The organism is Nocardiopsis sp. NPDC058631 (assembly GCF_042716955.1).
Lineage (GTDB): Bacteria > Actinomycetota > Actinomycetes > Streptosporangiales > Streptosporangiaceae > Nocardiopsis.
Map to the genome: position 1 here is coordinate 1 of NZ_JBHXQY010000067.1, position 20,330 is coordinate 20,330.

The following is a 20,330-nucleotide window of genomic DNA, read 5'->3' on the forward strand; positions in this document are numbered from 1 at the left end:
CACCCATCCCATACGACAACGCCGTTCTCCACGACCAAGGGTCATGGAGAACGGCGTCACATGGGGCCAGAACCCGGAATTAACCAACAGCATCCCCAGGAGGGCGGGCACCCCGGCCTCGGCGCGCAGCGGTGGGGCCGTCGGCCCCACACGGTGAGGCAGTCCGCGCACAGGGGCCCGAAGGGGTCGCCGCACCCGGCGCAGAGTTGGGGGAGGACCAGGTCGAGCAGTGCGGCGAACGCGTCGCGCAGCGCGCCGACCAGGCGTGCGGAGTGGTTCATTCGTCCAGGATCGGCCCCGCCCGCGCCGCGCGCCAGACCCTTCCCCGGCCTGTGGACGGGCAGGCCGGGAGGCGGCTCGCGAGGCGGGGAGCACCCGCGCCCGGAGCCGGTGACCGGTCCGAGGCCGGACGGGGTGCTGCCGTGGCCGCCCGTCCCGACCTCGTCCTCGCGCGACCTGCGGACGACCTCCTCGGGGGTCCCCACGCGCCGGGGGCTCCGGACCGGGGCGAGGACCCCGCGGGCTCACCCCGGGAAGGTGGGCGCCCCGCCCTCCACCACGTTCTGCCAGTTCAGGGGGTCGTTGGAGACCCAGATGTTGCCGTCGTCGGAACCAGCGACCAGGGGCTGCCCGGGCGCTCCGGAGATGGTCATCATGCTCGCGACCGGGGTCCCCGCGCTCGCGGGCGGGGTGCCGCCGTCCAGCGACACCAGGAACGCCTGAGCGGTACCTCCGTCCCGGCCGCCCAGCACGACCAGCTGGTCGGAGCTGCGCCACGCGACGTCGGTGAGGTCCTGCAGCTCCCTGGCGAGGGTGACGAACGACCCCAGCTCGACCCGGCCGTCGGCGTCCTCCACGACCCGTCCCACCTGGAGCGAGCGCTCGCCGTCCGCCTCGGTCACCAGCGCGGCGCGGGTGCCGTCACGGGAGATCTGGAAGTGCACCACGGAGGTGTCGCGCAGGCCGGACACGTCCACCCTCACCACCTCCTCGCCGCCGCGCAGGAGCCACAGCGCGGTCGCGCCCGGAGCGGGGGGAGGCCCCTCCTCGACCGGGTCCTCGGTGTCGGCCTCCTCCTCGGCCGTCTCGTCCCCGGCCCCGTCCTGCTCCGCCGCGTCGGTGTCCTCGGTCTCCTCGACCACCCACAGGTCGCCGTTGACGTCCCAGGACAACTCGGTGAAGACCCCGTCCGAGAGGACCTCCTCGGTCACCGCGTCCGGGCTGGTGAGGCTCGTCACGACCTGGCCGCCGCCCTGCGTGATGCCCGCGACGGTGCTCTCGTCGACCGACACCGCGAACCGCTCCAGGAGGCTGTCGCCCGCCCCCAGGGGGCCGGACACCCGCTCGGCGTCCTCGAAGACGCCCTCGTCCCAGTCCTCGGCGGACCAGAGCTGCCCCTCGTGCGTGTAGTAGGCGCGGATACCGCCGGAGACGGCCCCCGGATTGACCTGGGACCAGTGGTCGCTGCCCGGGCGCGGCCGCTCCGCGCTCTCGCCGTCGGAGCCCGGGAAGTCGACCTCCGAGCCGTTCACCTCCAGGGTGAACTCCTGGATCTCCGGCAGCTGGCGGAGCGTCCAGGCGATCTGCGCGCCCATCGCGAACTCGTCGACGTCCCCGGAGACGCTGACGTCGATGACCGCGCGTTCGGAGTCGACCTCCAGGGAGGGCCTGGTCCCCTCGGGGAAGGCGGACTCCACTGCGGGGCCCAGCCACTCGCTGGGGCCGCTGGTGAGCTTGCGGAGCAGGCGTTCCGGCAGTTGTTCGTTGCTCACCGGGAGGTAGACCGGGTCCGGGACCAGCGCGCTCCGGTCGGGGTTGAAGAAGTACAGGTTGAAGGGGCGGTGCGTGCGCTCGACGTCGAGCTGGCTGAGGACCAGTTCCTCGGGCAGGCTCCGGATACGCCAGTCCCCGTCGGGGTCCTCGTCCTCGCGGGCGAGCACGAACGGCTCGTCGAGCAGCCTCCCGCTGTCGCTGGAGACGTACTTGCCGCTCTCGTCGATCGTGGCCACGAGCGGGCTGCGCATCCGCACGGTCGCGGTGAGCCCGTCGGAGCTGATCTCTGCGTCGAGGTCGACGGTGTCCAGATCGGCGAAGACCCTGACCGTGCCGTCGGGCGACCACGCCTCACCCGTGTCGGGGAGCATGTAGCTGCGTGCGGCCTTGTGCTCCTCCTCGAAGCTGCCCATGTCCTTGAGGAAGCCGCTGACCAGGCCCTCCGGGTCGACACCGGGTTGCGGCCCCGCGGGCAGCAGCCGCACGTAGCCGCCGTAGGGGTCGCCCGCGGAGTCGCCCCCGTCGCCGGGGACGACGGGGCCCGTCGTCGGGACGGTCGCGCAGGCCGCCATGGTCGCGCACACCACCGCGCCCGCCAGCGAGGCGCGGACGGCGCGGGTGATCCGGTCCGGTCCTGTCATGACCCGTCCTCCCCGTCCTCGCGCGGGTCGCGCTCGGAGCGTCCTGTCGTCTCGTCGCCGGCTGCCGCCTGCGATGCGGTGTCGCGGTCACCCCGGCCCGGCCCCCGGTCGGGGCGGGCGTGGCCGTTGGCCGCCGGTTTGGGCCCGCCTCCGCCGTCCTTGTCACCGAACGCCGCGAAAGTACGGCCGAGGGCGATCTCGGGCGGTACCAGGGGCAGGGGTGAGCCGCGCAGTTCGCTCCCGGACCGGCGGGGCAGGGACAGGCGGAACTGGGACCCCTGTCCCGGCAGGCCCCACGCCTGGAGCCAGCCGCCGTGCAGGACGGCGTCCTCCTTGGCGATGGACAGGCCGAGGCCCGTGCCTCCGGTGGTGCGCACGCGGGCGGGGTCGGCCCGCCAGAAGCGGTCGAAGCACAGGTGCTCCTCCCCCTCCTTGAGCCCCACACCGTAGTCGCGTACGGCCACGGCGACCGCGTCGCGGTCCCCCGCGGCGGCGACCACCACGTCGCGCCCCTCGCTGTGCTCGATGGCGTTGACCACGAGGTTGCGCAGGATGCGGTTGATGCGGCGGGTGTCGAACTCGGCCAGGCAGGGCTCGGCGGGGAGGCGCAGGACCACCTTGATGCCGCGGCGCTCGGCGATCTGCTCGGCGTCGCCCACGGCCTTCATCACGGCGTCGCGGATGTCCGCCGACTCGGTGCCGAGGGTGGCGGCTCCCGCGTCGTGGCGGCTGATCTCCAGCAGGTCCGCGAGGAGTTCCTCGAAGCGCTCGACCTGGCTCTGCAGCAGCTCCACGGAGCGGCGCATGGTGGGTTCGAGCTCGTCGCGGTCGTCGAAGAGCAGGTCACCGGCCATCTTGATGGTGGTCAGCGGTGTGCGGAGTTCGTGGGAGACGTCCGAGACGAACTGCCGCTGGAGCTTGGACAGCTCCTCCAGCTCCTTGATCTTCTCCTCCAGGTTGCCCGCCATGTCGTTGAAGGACACGGCCAGCCTGGCCAGGTCGTCCTCGCCCTGCACGGTCATGCGCTCGGTGAGGTCGCCCGCGGCCAGCCTCTCGGCGGACTGGGCGGCCGACCGGACGGGGCTGACGACCTGCCGGGAGATCACGAACGCGATCAGCCCGAGGAGGATGACCAGGAGCACCGCGACCAGGGCGACCGTGTTCTGGACGAGGGCGAGGATCTCCTGCTCGTGCTGGAGCGGGAAGAGGTAGTACAGCTCGTAGGCGTGCGTGAGCTGGGCGCCGACCACCAGCGCGGGTTCCTCCTCGCCCTGCTCGGTGGTGACCCGCGTGTACGTGTGGTACTGCTGGTCGTTCGCCTCGGACTGGCGGACCTGCTCGATCAGGCGCGGCGGGACGCTGCCCTCGCCGGTCGCCCAGCCGAGCTCGTCGCTCACCGACGGCAGGATGACGACGCTGTAGAGGCCGGTGTCGCCGCTGCGGCTGGTGAGCTCGCTGGCGAGGTTGTACAGGAGCCGGTCGCGGTCGCCGCCGTCGTTCTCCTGGAGTTCCGCGAGGGCGTAGTTGAGTCCGGCCCGGTGGTCGGTGACCGCGGTGGAGATCTTGGCGTCCAGCAGACCGCCGCGCACCTGGCCGATCATCGCGTACCCGAGGCCCACCATGACCAGGAGGGACAGCACCAGCGTGGTGGAGATGACCCGCAGGTGGAGCGAGCGGCGCCAGTTGGTGTGGACACCGCGCACCAGTGCGCGGGCGGCGCGCTGGGCGAACAGGTAGGTGCGGGTCAGCCCCGTCTCACCGTCGCGTCGGCGCCCTCCGGGCTCGGGCAGCCCGGAGGGCGGGCCGGACCGTTGCCCCTCGGAGTCGGTCCCCCGCTCCTCCTCGGGTGTACCTGCGGTCATGTGCGGCCCTGCGGTATCAGGCGGTTCCGGCCTTGTAGCCGACACCGCGGACGGTCACGACGACCTCGGGGTGCTCGGGGTCCTTCTCGATCTTGGCGCGCAGGCGCTGCACGTGGACGTTGACCAGGCGGGTGTCCGCCGCGTGGCGGTAGCCCCACACCTGCTCCAGCAGGACCTCGCGGGTGAAGACCTGGCGCGGCTTGCGGGCCAGGGCGACCAGCAGGTCGAACTCCAGCGGGGTGAGGCTGATCTGCTCGCCGTCACGGCGCACGGCGTGCCCTGCGACGTCGATGGTGATGTCCCCGATCTGGAGGACCTCGGGCGCGGGCTCCTCGGTGCGGCGCAACCGCACGCGGACCCGGGCCACCAGCTCCTTGGGCTTGAACGGCTTGACGATGTAGTCGTCCGCGCCCGACTCCAGGCCGAGGACGATGTCGATGGTGTCGCTCTTGGCGGTGAGCATGACGATGGGCACGCCCGACTCGGCGCGGATCTGACGGCACACGTCGATCCCGTCGGCCCCGGGCAGCATCAGGTCGAGGAGGACCAGGTCAGGCTTGGTTTCACGGAAGGCCTCCAGGGCCTTGTCCCCGTCATGCACGAAAGAGGGCTCGAACCCCTCACCCCGCAGCACGATGCCCAGCATCTCGGCGAGGGCGAGGTCATCGTCGACAACCAGTACACGTCCCTTCATCGGTGTGTCCGGCGCCGGGCGTCAGTACCGCCTCGCGGCGGATTCGCGGCGCCTACTCCTCTCTCTGGAACACTCAAGCGGCGTAAACGATCGGTGCGCCCTTGCTCCCCGACGCAAGGAACTGCTTTGTCCTCCCCACCTTGCCACCTTCCGGTGTGGTTGGGAGAGTGGTCGACGCATTTCGCTCCGTGCGGACCGATATCGACCACCGGCGGTGTCGGCCCTGGCTGCGCCGGTCCGAAAACCTTCGCGACTTGGCCGGTTGGTAACAGAAAGCATACAAAAGGAATGAAGTGCGTCGGTTGTTGCTGGACGTGTGCCAGGGCCGCAGGGGACGAGTGGAACCGGCCGGTAGGTTGGATTCCAGCACAACAGAAATCGCGCGGATCCGCTCGCGCAGCGTAACCGAACCCTATGGAGGGCGGAGCACATGACCCAGGAGGACGACCACCGGGACACGCCGGGAAGCGACCCCGGCGTCCCTGGCGATGGCGGTTCCTCCGGGGGTGCGCCGGCCGAACCCGGCGGTTGGGCCGCTCCCGGTCGGGAACGGCCCGAGCCGGAGGCGCCCGGGGCCGGAGCGCACGCACCGCACCCGCCGCAGCAGGGTCCGGGCTTCGCGGCCTCCGACCAGGGCGCGTCCGGGTTCGCTGCGCCGGGCTCAGGGCGGCCCGCGCAGCCGGGCGGCCGTGAGCAGCACCCGCACGCGTGGCAGCCCGCGCCCGGGTACGGACCGCCGCCGGGGTACGGGCAGTACGAGCAGCACGGACAGCAGCCGGGGTACGGCCCGCCTCCGCCGTACGCCCCTCCCGGCGGGCAGGCGTACGGGAACCAGGGCCCGGGCTACGGCCCTCCCGGACAGGGCCACCCCGGTGCGCCCGGCCACGGGTACCCGGGCCACGGCCCCCAGGGAGGGTACGGCGCACCGCGCGCGCCCAAGCCCGGTGTGGTCCCCCTCCGTCCGCTGACCCTCGGCGACATCCTCAACGGCGCGTTCAGCCTCATCCGGAGCAATCCCAGGACCACGGTCGGCCTCTCCCTGATCGTCATGGCGGTCGCCAGCATCGTCTCCTCGGTCGGGTTCAGCGGCTACATGGCGGACTACGGGACGTTCCTCGACCAGGTGCTGACCGACCCGGTGTCGGTCGACCCCGACTCCCCCTTCCCGTTCAGCGCGTGGTCGATCGCCGCCGTGTACGGCGGCAGCCTGCTCAGCTACGCCGGGATCATCCTCGTCACCGGCCTCCTGACCACCGTGATCGGCCTGGCCGTCCTGGGGCGCAAGCTCAGCCCGTCGCAGGCCTGGGCCGCGGTCCGGGACCGGCTCTGGTCCGTGCTCGGCCTGGCCCTGCTCCAGATACTGATCTCCTTCGGCCTCACCCTGGTCCTGGCGACCGTGGTGGTCGGGGGCATGGTCCTGGGCTTCGTCCTGATAGGCACGGGAGGCGAGGGCGCGGGCATCGCCGTCGTCGTCCTCTCGCTGCTGCTCGGGCTCGGCGGAGGGATCGCGCTGTTCGCGTGGATCACCATCCGCCTCTACTTCGCCATGCCGATCGTCGTGCTCGAACGCCTCGGCCCCGGCCAGGCCCTGGCCCGCTCCTGGCGGCTGACCCAGGGCAGCTGGTGGCGCGTCTTCGGCATCGTCCTGCTGGCAAGCATGCTCATCGGCTTCGTCAGCAGCCTCCTGAGCACGCCCTTCACCCTCATCGCCGTCGTGCCCTCCTTCGTCTTCCCCGGTGAGGCCTGGGCCGCGGTGGTGTCGGGCGCCGTCATGTTCGTGGCCAACGTCCTCGTCTACTCGATCACCACGCCGTTCACCGTGGGAGTGACCACCCTGCTCTACGTCGACCTGCGCATGCGCCGTGAGGGCCTCGACCTGAAGCTGCACAGCGCCGCCCAGGCGGGCTACGAGGCGGGGCCGGAGATCTACCTGCCGGAGCCGCGCGCGTGAGCCCCCACCACGCCGTCCCCGGGGAAGTGACCCGGGACGAGGGCCGGCGGCGCGCCATCGAGGAGTTGAGCGACCCCCTGTACGGGGAGCAGGAGCCGAGCCTGCTCGACCGCTTCCTCGACTGGCTCGCCGAGCTCATCGACGGTTTCGCCGACGCGGGGGCCGGGGTCGTCGGCGGCTGGGTCGTCCTCGGGCCGCTCCTCCTGGTGGTCGCGGCCCTGGTGGTCTGGCTGGTCGTCTGGCTGCGCCCCTCCCGCAGCCGCTCGTCCGGTCCGCCCGTGCACGAGGGCGCCGTGCTGTCCGCGACCGACCACAGGGCCGCCGCCGACCGCCATGAGGCCGACGGCGAGTACGCCGCCGCCGTCACCGAGCGGCTGCGCGCCATCAGCGTCGACCTGGAGGACAGGGCGATCGTCACCCCGCGCGCCGGACGGACCGCCACCGAACTGGCCTCCGAGGCGTCCGCGCTGCTGCCCGGCGAGGCCGACGGGCTGCGCGAGGGCGCCAGGATCTTCAACGACGTGGCCTACGGAGACCGCCCGGCGACCGCCGACTCCGCGCGGACCATGCGCGAACTGGACACGCGGCTCCGAGCCGCCCGCCCCGCCGAGGAGGCGCGAGGATGACGGCCACCGCCACCGCCGGGCCGCCCCGTGCGCCCCGGCCCCCCTCCGAGCAGGACACACCCCCCGGCGGGTCGGGCGCGCTCCGGGTGTGGCGCTCCGCCCGCACGCCCGCCGCCGTGGTCGCCGCGCTCGTGGTCGTGTCGGTACTGCTCTCCCTGGGCACCGAGCAGTTCCCCACCGGCTACCTGGAGCCCGGATCCGTCTCGCCGGACGGCACGCGCGCCCTGGTCGACATCCTGGACGAGGACCGCGACGTCGACGTCGTCCGCTCCTCGGGAGCCGCGGGCGAGGCCGTCGGAGGGTCCGGTGGCGACACCGTCCTCGTCGTGTTCCTCGACCACCGGCTGCTGCCCTCCGAGCTGGAGGACCTGGCCGCCCTGGACACGGACACCGTCCTGGTCCAGCCCTCCGTGGCCTCCCTGGCGGCGTTCGCCCCCGGAGTCGAGGTCACCGGGCGGGAGGTGCCCGACGGCTTCTTGGACAGCGCGTTCTCCCCCGACTGCGGGCTGCCCGCCGCCGAGGCCGCGGGGGACGCCACCGTCGGCGGTGAGCTCTACACCGCTCCGGCCGGCGCGGACGCGACCGGCTGCTACCCGGGCGGAAGCGGCGACGCCCTCCTCCAGGTGGACGTGGGCGGGCCGACCACCACCGTGCTCGGCACGGGCGAGCCGCTGACCAACACCGCGCTCGGCGCCGAGGGCAACGCCGCCCTGGCGATGAACCTCATGGCCGCCGAGCACGTGGTGTGGCTGCGTCCGGACCCGCCCCAGCAGGAGGGCGGCGCCGACCTGTGGGAGCTGATCCCGCTGGGCCTGCGCTGGTCCCTGGTCCCCCTGGCCGCCACCCTGCTGCTGCTCGCCCTGTGGCAGGGCCGCAGGATGGGCGCCCTGGTCCCCGAGGCGCTCCCCGTCGTGGTGCGCGCCTCGGAGACCACCGAGGGGCGCGCCGGGCTGTACCAGGCGCGCAAGGCCCGGGACCGGGCCGCGTACGCCCTGCGGTCGGGTTTCCTGGAGCGGACGGTGCCCAAGCTCGGCCTGAGCACGGAGACGGCGCCGGGGGCGGTCGTGGAGACCGTCGCGGCACGGACCGGCGACGACCCCGGGCACCTGCGGGTCCTGCTCTATCCGGACGGGCACGACCCGTACGCGGAGGACGACGACGCGCTGGTCCGGCTCGCCGACGAACTCGACGAGCGCACCCGGAGGCTCCGGTGACCCCCGCGGCGCCGGGCCCCGCCCCCAGACAGTGATCGACCAGGTATGAGAGAGGTAGACGGCACGTGAGCGCCTTCACACCCGAGGCATCGCCATCCGCCGACGAGGCACGTGCGGCGCTGGTCGCCCTGCGCCGCGAAGTGGCCAAGGCGGTCGTGGGCCAGGACGAGACGGTGACCGGCCTGGTCGTGGCACTGCTGTGCCGCGGCCACGTGCTGATGGAGGGCGTGCCCGGTGTCGCCAAGACACTGCTGGTGCGCACCCTCTCGGCAGCCCTGTCCCTCGACAACAAGCGGGTGCAGTTCACCCCGGACCTGATGCCGGGCGACGTGACGGGGTCACTGGTCTACGACCAGCACACGGCGAAGTTCGAGTTCATGAAGGGGCCGGTCTTCACCAACCTGCTGCTGGCGGACGAGATCAACCGGACCCCGCCCAAGACCCAGGCGTCGCTGCTGGAGGCCATGGAGGAGCGGCAGGTCACGGTGGAGGGCAACCCGGTCGCGCTGCCCGACCCGTTCATGGTGGCCGCCACCCAGAACCCCGTGGAGTACGAGGGCACGTACCCGCTGCCCGAGGCGCAGCTGGACCGGTTCCTGCTCAAGGTGACCGTCCCCCTGCCCGAGAGGGCGACCGAGGTGGAGATGCTGGGCCGCCACGCGGCCGGTTTCGACCCGAGCGACCTGGCCGCCGCCGGGGTGACCGCGGTGGCGGGCGCCGCCGAGCTGCGGGCTGCGCGGGAGGCCGTGGAACGGGTGCGGATCGCGCCCGAGGTGCTCGGCTACATCGTCGACCTGTGCAGGGCCACCCGGCACTCCCCGTCGCTGCAGCTGGGCGCGTCCCCGCGCGGCGCCACGGCGCTGCTGCGCACCAGCCGCGCGTGGGCGTGGCTGTCGGGCCGCGACTACGTCATCCCCGACGACGTCAAGGCCCTCGCCAAGGGGACCCTGCGGCACCGGATCGCGCTGCGCCCGGAGGCCGAGCTGGAGGGCGCCACCACCGACGGAATCCTGGACGGTGTGCTCGCCTCCGTCCCGGTGCCGCGCTGATGGTGGTCACCGGCAGGGCGGTCCTGCTGGCGTTCCTGGCGACGGTCGCGGTGGCGGTCTCCGGGCTGGTCGGCGCCTGGGCCACCGTCGGGGCCCTCACGCTTTTGGTGTCGCTGCTCGTCGCGGACGTGTGCCTGGCGGCGAGCCCGGGGTCGCTGCGGCTGTCCCGGGAGGGCGACTCCTCGCTGCGCCTCGGCGAGTCCGCGGTGGTGCACGTGACCCTCGCCAACCCCACACGGCGGGGTCTGCGTGGTTCGGTGCGCGACGCGTGGCCTCCGAGCGCGCACGCCGCGCCGCGCAGGCAGCCGGTGCGCGTGGACGCGGGCGAGAGGCGCCGGGTGACGACCACCCTGACCCCGACCCGTCGCGGCGACGCCCGCGCCGCGGGCGTGACCGTGCGCAGCATCGGCCCGCTGGGGCTGGCGGGCAGGCAGCGGACGCTGCCCGCGCCGTGGACCGTGCGGACGCTGCCCCCGTTCCACAGCCGCCGCCACCTGCCCGGCAAGCTCTCGCGGCTGCGCGAGCTGGAGGGCCAGCACACGGCGATGGTGCGAGGACAGGGCAGCGAGTTCGACTCGCTGCGCGACTACGTGCCCGGCGACGACGTGCGGTCGATCGACTGGCGGGCCACCGCCCGCAACGACGGCGTGGTGGTGCGGACGTGGCGCCCCGAACGGGACCGGCGCGTCCTCATCGTGCTGGACACCGGGCGCACGTCGGCGGGGCGGGTCGGCGACACGCCGCGGCTGGACCACGCGATGGACGCCGCGCTGCTGCTGGCGGCGCTGGCGGGCCGCGCGGGCGACCGGGTGGACTTCATGGCCTACGACCGGCGCACGCGGGCCCAGGTGCGCTCGTCCGGCAGGGGCAGCCAGGTGAACCGGATCGTGGAGGCCATGGCGCCGCTGGAGGCGGAGCTGGTGGAGTCCGACCCGGCCGGGCTGGTGGGAACCGTCCTGGGCACCCAGGGGCGGGCCCGGCGGCTGGTGGTGCTGCTGACCGACCTGAACGCGGCGGCGCTGGAGGAGGGGCTGCTGCCGAAGCTGCCCCTGCTGACGTCGCGCCACCTGCTGCTGGTCGCGGCCGTGCGGGATCCGGCGGTCGACGACATGGCGGCGGAGCGGGGCGGCGCGGACGCGCTGTACCGGGCCGCGGCGGCCGAGCGGACGCTGAGCGAGCGGCGCCGGGTGACCGCCGAGCTCCGGCGGATGGGCGTGGAGGTCGTCGACGCCGACCCCGAGCACATCGCGCCCGCGCTCGCGGACGCCTACATCAACCTCAAGGCCCAGGGACGGCTGTAGGCCATCGTCGGGCGGGGCGGCCCGGCCACGCGCCCCCGTGCCCGCCCGGGCCGCGGTTCCCTTCACGGAACGGCCCCGGGCGGGCACCATGGTCGCATGCCCCCTTCCCCCGGTGCCGGTGACGGCACGTGCGACGACCGCTTCGGCAACTCCTTCCAGGGGGCCGTGTACGGCCGACTGGTGCAGGCCCGCGACATCCACGGCGGTCTCACGGTCAACGCGCCGCAGGCGCCGCCTCCGCCGCTGGCGAACGTGTCCCTGGACGCGCCCAGGCCCGCTACCGCCGTGCGCGGGCGCGAGGAGCTGCTACGGGTCCTGGGTCGGGAGATGAGGGCCGGGGCCCCGGTGCCGCACGTCCTGACCGGGCCCGGCGGGTTCGGCAAGACGACGGTGGCTGCGGCACTGGCCGAGCGTGCGCGGGCGGAGGGGTGGACGGTGTTCTGGGTACGCCCGGACAGCGTCGTGGCGAGCATGCTGGAGGCCGCCGTCGAGCTCGGCGGGCCCAGGGCGGAGGCGGAGCGGATGAGGTCGGCACCGCGCCAGGCCGCCCGCTGGGTGTGGCGGTACCTGGACGCGGCGCCGAAGCCGTGGCTGCTGGTGGTCGACAACGCCGACCGGCCGGAGGAACTGGATCCGGAGAACCGGCCCGGCGACCAGCTGGGGTGGATGCGGGCGAGCCCGGGCGGGTTCGTACTGGTGACCAGCCGGGTGGACGACCCCGCGCTGTGGGCTCCGGCCCAGGTGCACCGGGTCGGCGAGCTGACCGCCGACGCGGCGGCGGCCGCGCTCACCGACCACGCGGGGCTCGCGGGGTTGGCGGGGGCGGAGGAGCTGGCGGAGCGGCTGGGCGGGGTGCCCCTGGCACTGTCCCTGGCCGGACGCATCCTCGCCACGCACAGGGTGCTGTTCCCCGACGCGCACGCCCTGTCGGGCGAACTCCGCGAGAATCTCGGTGCGCTGGACGAGCTGGCCGCGCCCTTCGTCACCGGGGCGGGCGCCGACCGCAGGCTCCTGTCCGGGGTGTGGGAGCTGTCCCTGTGCCTGGTCGCGGAGAGGGAGCCGAAGGCCGCTCCGCTGTTGAGGCTCCTGGCGGTCATGGGCTCCGGTGCGATGCCCGTCCCCCTGCGCAGACTGCCCCTGTCCGTACTCGACGGAGGCCCCCTCGGATCCCTGGACGGGGCCTCGTTCGCCCGTGCGGTCAACGCTCTGGTCGTCCACGGCCTGGTCTCCGTCGGGCAGCGGGCGGGGGAGACGGTCCTGCGTCTGCACCCGCTGGTGGCGGAGACCGTCCAGGCGGGTCTCACCGGCGCCGACCTCCCCCTGCTGGCACACGCCGAACGGCTGGTCGACTGGAACAGCGACAGGGATCTCGAATTCGAACTCGGTGCCCTCCTCTCCAGCATCGGCCTGCGAGCGCGCCTGTTCCCCCGGGAAGAGGACCCCGTCGCGGCACGCGTCCAGGCCCTGGAGGCGACCACGGCCGCTCTCCGCCGGGAGGGGGTCCTGGCCACCCTGTCGGCCGCCGGGAAGCTCCTCCGCCTCGGCAGACCGCACGTGGTGGCGCGGGCCCTCTCGGCCCACCCGGAGTTCGCGGAGAGGCATTTCGGCCGGTCCGACCCCGCCGTGCTCTCCGCCAGGCACTACCTCGCCGAGGCCCAGCTGATGAGGGGGCTGGAAGAGGAGGCGGAGCAAGCCTTCCGTGCGCTGTGCCGGGACCGGGAGGACGCGTTGGGAACCGAGCACCCGGACACTCTGGAGACCCGCTACCAGTTGGGCCTGATCGCCCTCAGGCAGGAACGGTGGGACGAGGCGGAGGAAGCCCTGGCGGTGGTGAGGGATGCGCGTTCACGGGCCGCCGGGGAGGAGGACCCGCTGTTCCTGTTCGCGGTACAGAACCTCGCCTACGTGACCATGCGCCGCGGGGACCCCGCCACGGCCCGTGCCGGGTTCCGTCGCGTCCACCGCGTCCGTGAGCGTCTGCTGGGCAAGGGGCACCACCTCACCACGGACGCCGCCTACTACACGGCTAGGGCCGCCCAGGAGCAGGGGGAGTTCGCGGAGGCGCTCGGGATCTTCACCGTTGTCCTGCGGAGGTGGGAGGCGCAGCTGGGAGAGGACCACCCCCAGGTGGCGATGGTCAGGCAGCGCATCGCGGAGGTGGCAGGGGACGGTTCGGGGACGGCGCTGCCCTGAGCCCGCCCTCCCGGGCACCGGAGACGGAGCGCACCAGGACCGCCCACTCCGGAACCGCGAGTCCGAGCACCCGGCCCTCCGGATGCGCGGAGTCCCGCACGCGAACGGCGCGAGCGCCGACGGCCACTTCCACACAGCAGGTCTCGGCGGCGCTGTGGGAGCTCTTGAACCAGCGGGGGGCGTTGGTGTCCATGACAGCGATGCTGCCACGGAACGCCTTGCGGGGCAGGGCTCTCAGGCCACCGGAACGGCCTGCGGGGCGTTCTTGATGTCGCCGGTCTCCCCCGCCAGGTACGCCCTGCGGCCCACCGTGAACACGTAGAGCACGAACAGCGCCTCGGCGACCACGCCGATACCGATCCTCTGCCAGGTCACGTGCACCCAGCCTGTGACGAATCCCTCGATCAGCCCGGAGACGAACAGCACGGCCACCAGGCCGAGCACCACCGCGATGGCGGCCCTGGCCTCCTCGCCCAGGGCTCGCATGCGGGTGCGGTCCCCCGGGGAGATGATCGTCCAGCCGAGCTTGAGCCCGACACCCCCGGCCACGAACACGGCCGTCATCTCCAGCAGGCCGTGCGGGAGGATCAGCCCGAAGAACACGTCGCCGCGCCCGTGGGCGATCATCATCCCGGCGGCCATCCCGATGTTGACACCGTTCATGGCCAGCACCGCGAGTGTGGGCACGCCGAACGCCACACCGAAGATGATCGCCTGGGCGGCCACCCACGCGTTGTTCGTCCAGACCTGGGCGGCGAACGAACCCGCCGGGTTCTCGACGTAGTAGTTGGCGAAGTCGTGCTCGACGTACTGGGCCATCGCCTCGGGGGTTCCCAGGGCGTGGAGCACGTCGGGGTCGTTGACGATCCACGCGGCGGTGACCGCCGCGATCGCGACCGTGCCCGCCGTCGTACCGATCCACCACCACCGCAGCCGGTACAGCACCGCGGGGAAGACCCGTGTGAAGAACGCTCCGACGTCGCGCCACGCGGACGCGTGGGCACCGGTCACCGCCGACCGGGCACGCGCCACCAGGGCCGACAGCCTGCCGACGAGGGCGGGGTCCTGGCCCGACGAGCGCACGACGGACAGGTGGGTGGACACCCTCTGGTAGAGCTCGACGAGTTCGTCGATCTCCTCACCGTCCAGCGAACGGCGCCTGCGCGCCAGATCGTCCAGCCGGTCCCACTCCCGGGCGTGCACCGCGGCGAACACGTCGATATCCACGCATGGGACCCTATCGGTTCGGGTCCGGGGAACGCCTCCGAGGCGAACTCCCGTCCCATGTGGCGGGTACTGTCATGGGGACGGTTTCAGACAGCCCTGAGGGAGCGTGTGCTGGTGTCCTATCCCGGCAACGGTGACACCCGCGGCGACGTGTACGGAGTGACACCACTGGTCACCGGTGACGCGGTGGTGCTCGACCTGCGTCCGGCGGGCTTCGCCACGAGGGCCGCGGCCCTGGCCATCGACGTCATCGCCCAGGTCATCGGGCTGATCGCGCTCGGCATCCTGACCTCGTGGATCAGCACCGGCATCGACCCCGCGGCGACCGCCGCGGTCTCCCTGGCCGGCCTGGTCCTGGTCCTGGTCGGCTACCCGACGATCTTCGAGACGGTCTCGCGCGGCCGTTCCCTCGGCAAGATGGCTCTCGGCCTGCGGGTGGTCGGCACCGACGGCTCGCCGGAGCGGTTCCGGCAGGCGCTGGCGCGCGGGCTGGCGTCGTTCGTGGAGATCTGGATGACGACCGGCGTGGTCGCCCTGATCACGTCGATGGTCAACCGGGACGGCCGCCGGGTGGGCGACTTCGTCGCCGGGACCATGGTGGTGGAGGAGCGCGGTGGCAGCCGCCGCGACGAGGTCGTCCCCATGCCGCAGCACCTGGCCGGGTGGGCCGCGGGCGTCGAGCTGTCCCGGCTGTCCGCGGAGACGGCGGCCTCCGCCCGCCAGTACGTGCTCCGGTACGGGGAGCTGGCCGAGCACACCCGCCACGAGATGGGCATCCGGCTGGCCGACGAGGTCGCCGCGCAGATCAGCCCGCCGCCACCGCCCGGCACCACCCCTCCGTACTTCCTGGCCGCCGTGCTCGCGGAGAGGCGCCGGCGCCACGAGGCCGCCGTGCAGCCGTCCCGGGGCGTCGGCCAGCAGCAGTCCCCACAGGGATATCCGCAGTACCCGAACGGGTACGCGCAGCAGTACGACCGGTCCCAGCAGGCCCAGAGGGGCTACCCGCACCAGCAGACGGGGTATCCGCGGCAGCACGGCGGGCACCCGCAGGCCGGCCCGTACCCCCACCAGTGACGGGGCGGGCAGAAGCGCCGGACGCCCGCCTGGCCCGCGGGCCGTGGGATCAGGGGCGCCAGGACCGCAGGTAGGCCTCCTGCCCGGGGGTCAGCGCGTCGATCCGCACCCCCAGTGAGGCCAGTTCCAGGCGGGCCACCTCCGTGTCGATGCCCTCCGGCACCTCCAGCACTCCCGGCCCCATACCGGCGTGCTCCGAGGCCAGCCACTCCGCGGTCAGCGCCTGCACCGCGAACGACATGTCCATGACCGCCGCGGGGTGGCCCTCGGCTGCTCCCAGGTTGACCAGTCGTCCCTCGGACAGCAGCAGCACGCGGCGCCCGTCCTCGAACACGTACTCGTCGGCCTGGTCGCGGACGCCCCGGTCGACCCCGACGGCCAGCCGCTCCAGGGCGGACAGGTCGATCTCCAGGTCGAAGTGGCCGGAGTTGGCCAGGATCGCGCCGTCCTTCATCCTCTTGAGGTGCTCTGCCCGGACCACGTCGCGGTTGCCGGTGACGGTGACGAACACGTCCCCGACCGGGGCCGCGTCGTCCATCGTCGAGACGGTGTAGCCCTGCATGACCGCGTCCAGGGCCTTGACCGGATCGACCTCGGTGACGACCACCCGGGCGCCCATCCCCCGGGCCCGTTCCGCGAGCCCCCGGCCGCAGTAGCCGAACCCGGCGACCACGACGGTGCGTCCGGCGAGGAGCGCGTTGGTCGCCCGCAGGATGCCGTCGATGGTGGACTGTCCGGTGCCGTAACGGTTGTCGAACATGCGCTTGGTGGCGGTGTCGTTGACCGCGACCATCGGCAGCCGCAGCTCGCCCTCGGCGCTCATCCTGCGCAGTCTGATGACACCGGTGGTCGTCTGCTCGCACCCGCCGAGGACCCCGTCCAGCAGGTCGGGGCGGGCCACGTGCACCGTGTTGACCAGGTCGCAGCCGTCGTCGAGGAGCAGGTGCGGGCGCGTCTCCAGGACCGTGACCAGGTTCCGGTCGTAGGCCACCGGGTCCATTCCGGCCCACGCGTGGACCGAGACCCCGTACTCGGCGACCAGGGCGGCGGCGGTGTCGTCCTGGGTGGACAGCGGGTTGGAGGCCGCCAGTGCCACCTCGGCGCCGCCCGCGCGCAGGGCGCGCAGCAGGTTCGCGGTCTCGGCCGTCACGTGCAGGCACGCGGCCACGCGCAGCCCCTCCAGGGGGCGCTCGGCGGCGAAGCGCTCGCGCACGCTGCGCAGCACCGGCATCGAGCGCTCGGCCCAGGCCACGCGGCGGGCCCCGGCTCTGGCCAGGCCGAGGTCGGCCACCTCGTGCGGTGTGTGGGTCATGTGCTCACCAGGATCCCTTCTCCGGTCCGGTCTCCCGTCCGCGACCAGGGCCGGAACACGGCGCGGGCGCCGCCGGGGTCTCCCGGCGGCGCCCGTCGGCTCGCGGTCTAGTAGCGGTAGTGGTCGGGCTTGTACGGGCCCGCCACGTCCACCCCGATGTAGGCGGACTGCTCCTTGGTGAGGGTCGTCAGCTTGACGCCGAGCGCGTCCAGGTGCAGACGGGCGACCTTCTCGTCGAGGATCTTGGGCAGCGTGTACACGCCGATCGGGTACTCGTCGGGCTTGGTGAACAGCTCGATCTGCGCGATGACCTGGTTCGTGAAGCTGTTGGACATCACGAAGCTGGGGTGCCCGGTGGCGTTGCCCAGGTTGAGCAGGCGGCCCTCGGACAGCACCAGGACGGACTTGCCTTCGGGGAGGGTCCACTCGTGGACCTGCGGCTTGATCTCCTTCTTGACGATGCCGGGGACCTTCGCCAGACCGGCCATGTCGATCTCGTTGTCGAAGTGGCCGACGTTGCCGATGATCGCCTGGTGCTTCATGCGGGTGATCTGGTCGGCCATGATGACGTTGAAGTTGCCGGTGGTGGTGATGAAGATGTCACCGGTCTCCAGCACGTCCTCCAGGGTGGTGACCTGGAATCCGTCCATGGCGGCCTGGAGGGCGTTGATCGGGTCGATCTCGGTGATGATGACCCGGCCGCCCTGGCCGCGCAGCGCCTCGGCCGCACCCTTGCCGACGTCGCCGTAACCGCACACCACGGCGACCTTGCCGCCGATGAGCACGTCGGTGGCGCGCATGATGCCGTCGGGCAGCGAGTGGCGGATGCCGTACTTGTTGTCGAACTTGCTCTTGGTGACGGAGTCGTTGACGTTGATCGCCGGGAACGACAGCACGCCGTCACGCTGCATCTCGTACAGGCGGAGCACACCGGTGGTGGTCTCCTCGGTGACGCCCTTGATGCCCCGGGCGATCCCGGTCCACTTGGCGGAGTCCTTGGCCAGGCTCTTCTGGAGGAGGGTCAGGACGACCTCGAACTCCTCGGTGTCCGCCGTGGAGGGGTCGGGGACGGCCCCGGCCTTCTCGTACTCGGCCCCCTTGTGGACGAGCATGGTGGCGTCACCGCCGTCGTCCAGGATCATGTTGGGGCCGTCGGCGCCGGGCCAGGTCAGGGCCTGCTCCGTGCACCACCAGTACTCCTCCAGGGTCTCGCCCTTCCAGGCGAAGACCGGAACGCCCTGCGGGTCCTCGGGGGTGCCGTGGGGGCCGACGACGATCGCGGCGGCGGCGTGGTCCTGGGTGGAGAAGATGTTGCAGCTGACCCAGCGGACCTCGGCGCCCAGGGCGACCAGGGTCTCGATGAGGACCGCGGTCTGGACGGTCATGTGCAGCGAGCCCATGATGCGGGCCCCGCTCAGCGGCTTGCTCTCCCCGTACTCGGCGCGGGTGGCCATGAGACCGGGCATCTCGTGCTCGGCGAGGCGGATCTCGTCGCGGCCGAAGGAAGCCAGGGAAAGATCGGCGACCTTGAAGTCGAAAGCCATGCGTTCCTCACTCGTGGTGGTCGTTGCGTCCACGATTCTAGGCCCGCAGGCCCGACACCAGCACGAAGCTGACAAAGTCCTGTCAGATTCAGGGTGCCCGGGGTCGGAGTTCGGTTAGGGTCGCGTCCATGGCCGCCCTCGACGACGCCCCGTCCCCACCCGACCGGACCGCCTGGCCGGCTGGCCCCGTCCCGATCTCCGCCGCCGCGGAGCGCGTGGGCACCACGGCCCGGATGCTCCGCTACCGGGAGGGGTTGGGCCTGCTGCCCCGCACCCAGGAGCAGCCCACGGGGCGGGGGCACCGGCACCGCCGGTTCACCGAGGAGGACCTGGGCACGATCGGGGTCGGCCTGGAGCTGGAACGCGAGTTCGACATCCCGCCCGCCGCCCTGGCGTTCGCCCTGCGCGTACTCGCCGAACCCGACGTCCTGGCGCGGGTGCGCGCGCACGGGGAGCGGCTGGGCAGGCTCGCGGCGGCTCCCACGCGCGCCCTCGACTTCGAGAAGCAGAAGGCCATGCGGCTGCTCCACGACCGCCGGACCTGATCCGACGCACGTGGGTCACAGGGGGTTCACACGCCTGTGCGTCCGGTCATGGCCACAGGTGGACCCGTCCCGCATGTTTTGGCAAACTACCGACGGGCTACGGAAGGGGCGTGGATACCCTTTGCAGCGGCGCGGCCCCGGACCGGCTCCCGGACCTCGTGCGCGAAGACCTGATGGACGTCGACCGGCTGCGGGTGATCTGGGCCCAGCACCGCCAGGGCCAGCCCCGGGACGCGCGCGGAGCCGCACGGCGGGAGCTCACCCGGAACCGCGTCCGCGAGCTGGGCGGCGGCCCGGCCCTGGAGGAGCTCGTGGCGTCCACCGCGGAGGACGGCATGTCGGGGCGCGCGGTCACCGCCGCCTACGTCGCCGAACTCGCCGAGCGGGCCCTGGCCCTCCCCGCTGACGACCCCACGCGCTCCCCGGACCGCCCCTTGGACTCCGAGCACGCGCTGCGGCTGGCCCGGGCCGCGTCGGCCCCCGTGCACCCCGTGGTGCGCGCGGCGTACACCTTCGCCGAGTGCTCCGCCGTGCTGGACGAACTCGACGCGACCGCGGCGGAGCAGGAGTCGCTGCGGACGGAGGCGGGCGACCGCCCCTGGGTCCTGCCCTGGGTTCTGGCCTCACTGGTACTGAGAAGGGCCGACTTCCCTCCGCTGCTGCCGGACGGGCTCGCGGTGCCCCCGTGTGGCGGACGGGACCCCGAGGAGCGCCTCGCCGCGCTGGTGCGCCACTTCGCGAAGCTGGTCACCCGGACCCTGCGCGAGGAGCTGAGCTGGTCGTCCGAGAGCGCTCCCCCGACCCGTTCGCCGGAGTCACCGCTGGCCGCCGTGACCCGCCGCCGCGTCCTGGACTACGTGCGCTCGCGCCGGGAGCCGGTCGCCCTGATCCTGCGGGCCCTGGACCCCGGCGCCCGCGCGCTCGTGCACTCGGGCGGCTCCGAGGACCCCTTCCCGGAGAGCCAGGCGGCGGCGACGGCGGCGCGGACCGTCCTCACGCCCGACGCGACCCACTGGTGGACGGCCCTGGAGCTGGTGGTGGGCGAGGCGTCCCTGTCGCTGTGCGTGGTCGTGCAGGAGATCGGGCGGCCCCGGACCGGGGTCCTGGCGGTGAGCACCGACGCGCGCCTGACCACCCCTGACGGGGTACGGGACGCTCTGGGCATGTCGGGTACCGACAGCGTCACCGTGATGCCGACCGACTGCGTGGACGACCGCTGGCCCCAGGTGCGCGACCTCGTGGACGAGGCCGTGTCCCGCGCCATGAACGAGCTCACGAGGGTGTGACGCGGGCGGCCGTCCGGGCGATCTCCCGCAGGACGGGG

General features: G+C 73.0%; 17 protein-coding genes. 9 read left to right on the forward strand and 8 right to left on the reverse strand.

Features of this window, described 5'->3' with window-relative positions:
• Window positions 1–56: 56 nt before the first annotated feature.
• The 4 genes from ACFWTE_RS20720 to mtrA all read right to left on the reverse strand — a co-directional run bounded on the left by ACFWTE_RS20720 (window position 57) and on the right by mtrA (window position 4,970).
• Complete coding sequence (locus ACFWTE_RS20720; RefSeq protein WP_378781263.1) at window positions 57–281, reverse strand: hypothetical protein; 225 nt, start codon at window positions 279–281, stop codon at window positions 57–59.
• 243 nt (window positions 282–524) lie between these two features.
• The gene (locus ACFWTE_RS20725; RefSeq protein WP_378781265.1) at window positions 525–2,414 is read right to left on the reverse strand and encodes an LpqB family beta-propeller domain-containing protein; all 1,890 of its coding nucleotides are present in this window, start codon (window positions 2,412–2,414) and stop codon (window positions 525–527) included.
• The gene (gene mtrB, locus ACFWTE_RS20730; RefSeq protein WP_378781267.1) at window positions 2,411–4,276 is read right to left on the reverse strand and encodes an MtrAB system histidine kinase MtrB; all 1,866 of its coding nucleotides are present in this window, start codon (window positions 4,274–4,276) and stop codon (window positions 2,411–2,413) included. Before mtrB ends, ACFWTE_RS20725 begins: the two co-directional genes overlap by 4 nt.
• A 16-nt stretch (window positions 4,277–4,292) precedes the next feature.
• A complete protein-coding gene (gene mtrA, locus ACFWTE_RS20735) occupies window positions 4,293–4,970 on the reverse strand; it encodes an MtrAB system response regulator MtrA (protein WP_013154750.1) in 678 nt (225 codons plus the stop codon).
• A 946-nt stretch (window positions 4,971–5,916) separates the two neighbouring features.
• Between mtrA and ACFWTE_RS20740 the strand changes: the two genes are divergently transcribed.
• The 6 genes from ACFWTE_RS20740 to ACFWTE_RS20765 all read left to right on the forward strand — a co-directional run bounded on the left by ACFWTE_RS20740 (window position 5,917) and on the right by ACFWTE_RS20765 (window position 13,304).
• Window positions 5,917–6,921 carry a glycerophosphoryl diester phosphodiesterase membrane domain-containing protein gene (locus tag ACFWTE_RS20740; RefSeq protein ID WP_378781295.1) on the forward strand — a complete coding sequence of 335 codons (1,005 nt, stop codon included), beginning with the start codon at window positions 5,917–5,919 and terminating at the stop codon, window positions 6,919–6,921.
• The gene (locus ACFWTE_RS20745) at window positions 6,918–7,547 is read left to right on the forward strand and encodes a DUF4129 domain-containing protein (protein ID WP_378781269.1); all 630 of its coding nucleotides are present in this window, start codon (window positions 6,918–6,920) and stop codon (window positions 7,545–7,547) included. Before ACFWTE_RS20740 ends, ACFWTE_RS20745 begins: the two co-directional genes overlap by 4 nt.
• Window positions 7,544–8,761, forward strand: coding sequence for a DUF4350 domain-containing protein (locus ACFWTE_RS20750; RefSeq protein ID WP_378781271.1), 1,218 nt, complete (start codon window positions 7,544–7,546; stop codon window positions 8,759–8,761). The genes ACFWTE_RS20745 and ACFWTE_RS20750 overlap by 4 nt, the downstream gene beginning before the upstream one ends.
• A 65-nt stretch (window positions 8,762–8,826) precedes the next feature.
• On the forward strand, window positions 8,827–9,810 hold the full coding sequence (locus ACFWTE_RS20755) for an AAA family ATPase (RefSeq protein WP_378781272.1): 984 nt from the start codon (window positions 8,827–8,829) through the stop codon (window positions 9,808–9,810).
• The gene (locus ACFWTE_RS20760) at window positions 9,810–11,111 is read left to right on the forward strand and encodes a DUF58 domain-containing protein (protein ID WP_378781274.1); all 1,302 of its coding nucleotides are present in this window, start codon (window positions 9,810–9,812) and stop codon (window positions 11,109–11,111) included. Before ACFWTE_RS20755 ends, ACFWTE_RS20760 begins: the two co-directional genes overlap by 1 nt.
• Before the next feature lie 96 nt (window positions 11,112–11,207).
• Window positions 11,208–13,304, forward strand: a complete 2,097-nt coding sequence (locus ACFWTE_RS20765; protein ID WP_378781276.1) for a tetratricopeptide repeat protein — start codon at window positions 11,208–11,210, stop codon at window positions 13,302–13,304.
• On the opposite strand, the gene ACFWTE_RS20770 is transcribed toward ACFWTE_RS20765, so the two are convergent.
• Complete coding sequence (locus tag ACFWTE_RS20770; RefSeq protein WP_378781277.1) at window positions 13,249–13,497, reverse strand: DUF397 domain-containing protein; 249 nt, start codon at window positions 13,495–13,497, stop codon at window positions 13,249–13,251. The two genes, ACFWTE_RS20765 and ACFWTE_RS20770, sit on opposite strands and share 56 nt — an antisense overlap.
• 41 nt (window positions 13,498–13,538) lie before the next feature.
• Window positions 13,539–14,531: a stage II sporulation protein M gene (locus ACFWTE_RS20775; protein WP_378781279.1), complete on the reverse strand. Its 993-nt coding sequence runs from the start codon at window positions 14,529–14,531 to the stop codon at window positions 13,539–13,541.
• 108 nt (window positions 14,532–14,639) lie between these two features.
• On the opposite strand from ACFWTE_RS20775, the gene ACFWTE_RS20780 reads away from it, so the two are divergent.
• Complete coding sequence (locus ACFWTE_RS20780; RefSeq protein WP_378781280.1) at window positions 14,640–15,605, forward strand: RDD family protein; 966 nt, start codon at window positions 14,640–14,642, stop codon at window positions 15,603–15,605.
• Window positions 15,606–15,654: 49 nt separating this feature from the next.
• Here the strand turns inward: ACFWTE_RS20780 and ahcY (ACFWTE_RS20785) are convergent, their stop codons facing one another.
• Together ahcY (ACFWTE_RS20785) and ahcY (ACFWTE_RS20790) are read right to left on the reverse strand one after the other, a co-directional pair.
• Window positions 15,655–16,917 carry an adenosylhomocysteinase gene (gene ahcY / locus ACFWTE_RS20785; RefSeq protein ID WP_378781281.1) on the reverse strand — a complete coding sequence of 421 codons (1,263 nt, stop codon included), beginning with the start codon at window positions 16,915–16,917 and terminating at the stop codon, window positions 15,655–15,657.
• Between the two features lie 107 nt (window positions 16,918–17,024).
• Entirely contained in the window at window positions 17,025–18,461 is a 1,437-nt protein-coding gene (ahcY, locus tag ACFWTE_RS20790; RefSeq protein ID WP_378781282.1) for an adenosylhomocysteinase, read from the reverse strand.
• 128 nt (window positions 18,462–18,589) lie between these two features.
• Between ahcY (ACFWTE_RS20790) and ACFWTE_RS20795 the strand changes: the two genes are divergently transcribed.
• Both ACFWTE_RS20795 and ACFWTE_RS20800 read left to right on the forward strand, forming a co-directional pair.
• Window positions 18,590–19,006, forward strand: coding sequence for a MerR family transcriptional regulator (locus ACFWTE_RS20795; protein ID WP_378781284.1), 417 nt, complete (start codon window positions 18,590–18,592; stop codon window positions 19,004–19,006).
• A gap of 110 nt (window positions 19,007–19,116) precedes the next feature.
• Window positions 19,117–20,292, forward strand: coding sequence for a hypothetical protein (locus tag ACFWTE_RS20800; RefSeq protein ID WP_378781285.1), 1,176 nt, complete (start codon window positions 19,117–19,119; stop codon window positions 20,290–20,292).
• Window positions 20,293–20,330: the final 38 nt, after the last annotated feature.

What these genes read in the sequence shown, in the direction of transcription:
- ACFWTE_RS20720 (WP_378781263.1), bottom strand. Translation starts at nt 281, where the DNA reads ATGAACCACTCCGCACGCCTGGTCGGCGCGCTGCGCGACGCGTTCGCC.
- ACFWTE_RS20725 (WP_378781265.1), bottom strand. Translation starts at nt 2,414, where the DNA reads ATGACAGGACCGGACCGGATCACCCGCGCCGTCCGCGCCTCGCTGGCG.
- mtrB (WP_378781267.1), bottom strand. Translation starts at nt 4,276, where the DNA reads ATGACCGCAGGTACACCCGAGGAGGAGCGGGGGACCGACTCCGAGGGG.
- mtrA (WP_013154750.1), bottom strand. Translation starts at nt 4,970, where the DNA reads ATGAAGGGACGTGTACTGGTTGTCGACGATGACCTCGCCCTCGCCGAG.
- ACFWTE_RS20750 (WP_378781271.1), top strand. Translation starts at nt 7,544, where the DNA reads ATGACGGCCACCGCCACCGCCGGGCCGCCCCGTGCGCCCCGGCCCCCC.
- ACFWTE_RS20760 (WP_378781274.1), top strand. Translation starts at nt 9,810, where the DNA reads ATGGTGGTCACCGGCAGGGCGGTCCTGCTGGCGTTCCTGGCGACGGTC.
- ACFWTE_RS20765 (WP_378781276.1), top strand. Translation starts at nt 11,208, where the DNA reads ATGCCCCCTTCCCCCGGTGCCGGTGACGGCACGTGCGACGACCGCTTC.
- ACFWTE_RS20770 (WP_378781277.1), bottom strand. Translation starts at nt 13,497, where the DNA reads ATGGACACCAACGCCCCCCGCTGGTTCAAGAGCTCCCACAGCGCCGCC.
- ahcY (WP_378781281.1), bottom strand. Translation starts at nt 16,917, where the DNA reads ATGACCCACACACCGCACGAGGTGGCCGACCTCGGCCTGGCCAGAGCC.
- ahcY (WP_378781282.1), bottom strand. Translation starts at nt 18,461, where the DNA reads ATGGCTTTCGACTTCAAGGTCGCCGATCTTTCCCTGGCTTCCTTCGGC.
- ACFWTE_RS20795 (WP_378781284.1), top strand. Translation starts at nt 18,590, where the DNA reads ATGGCCGCCCTCGACGACGCCCCGTCCCCACCCGACCGGACCGCCTGG.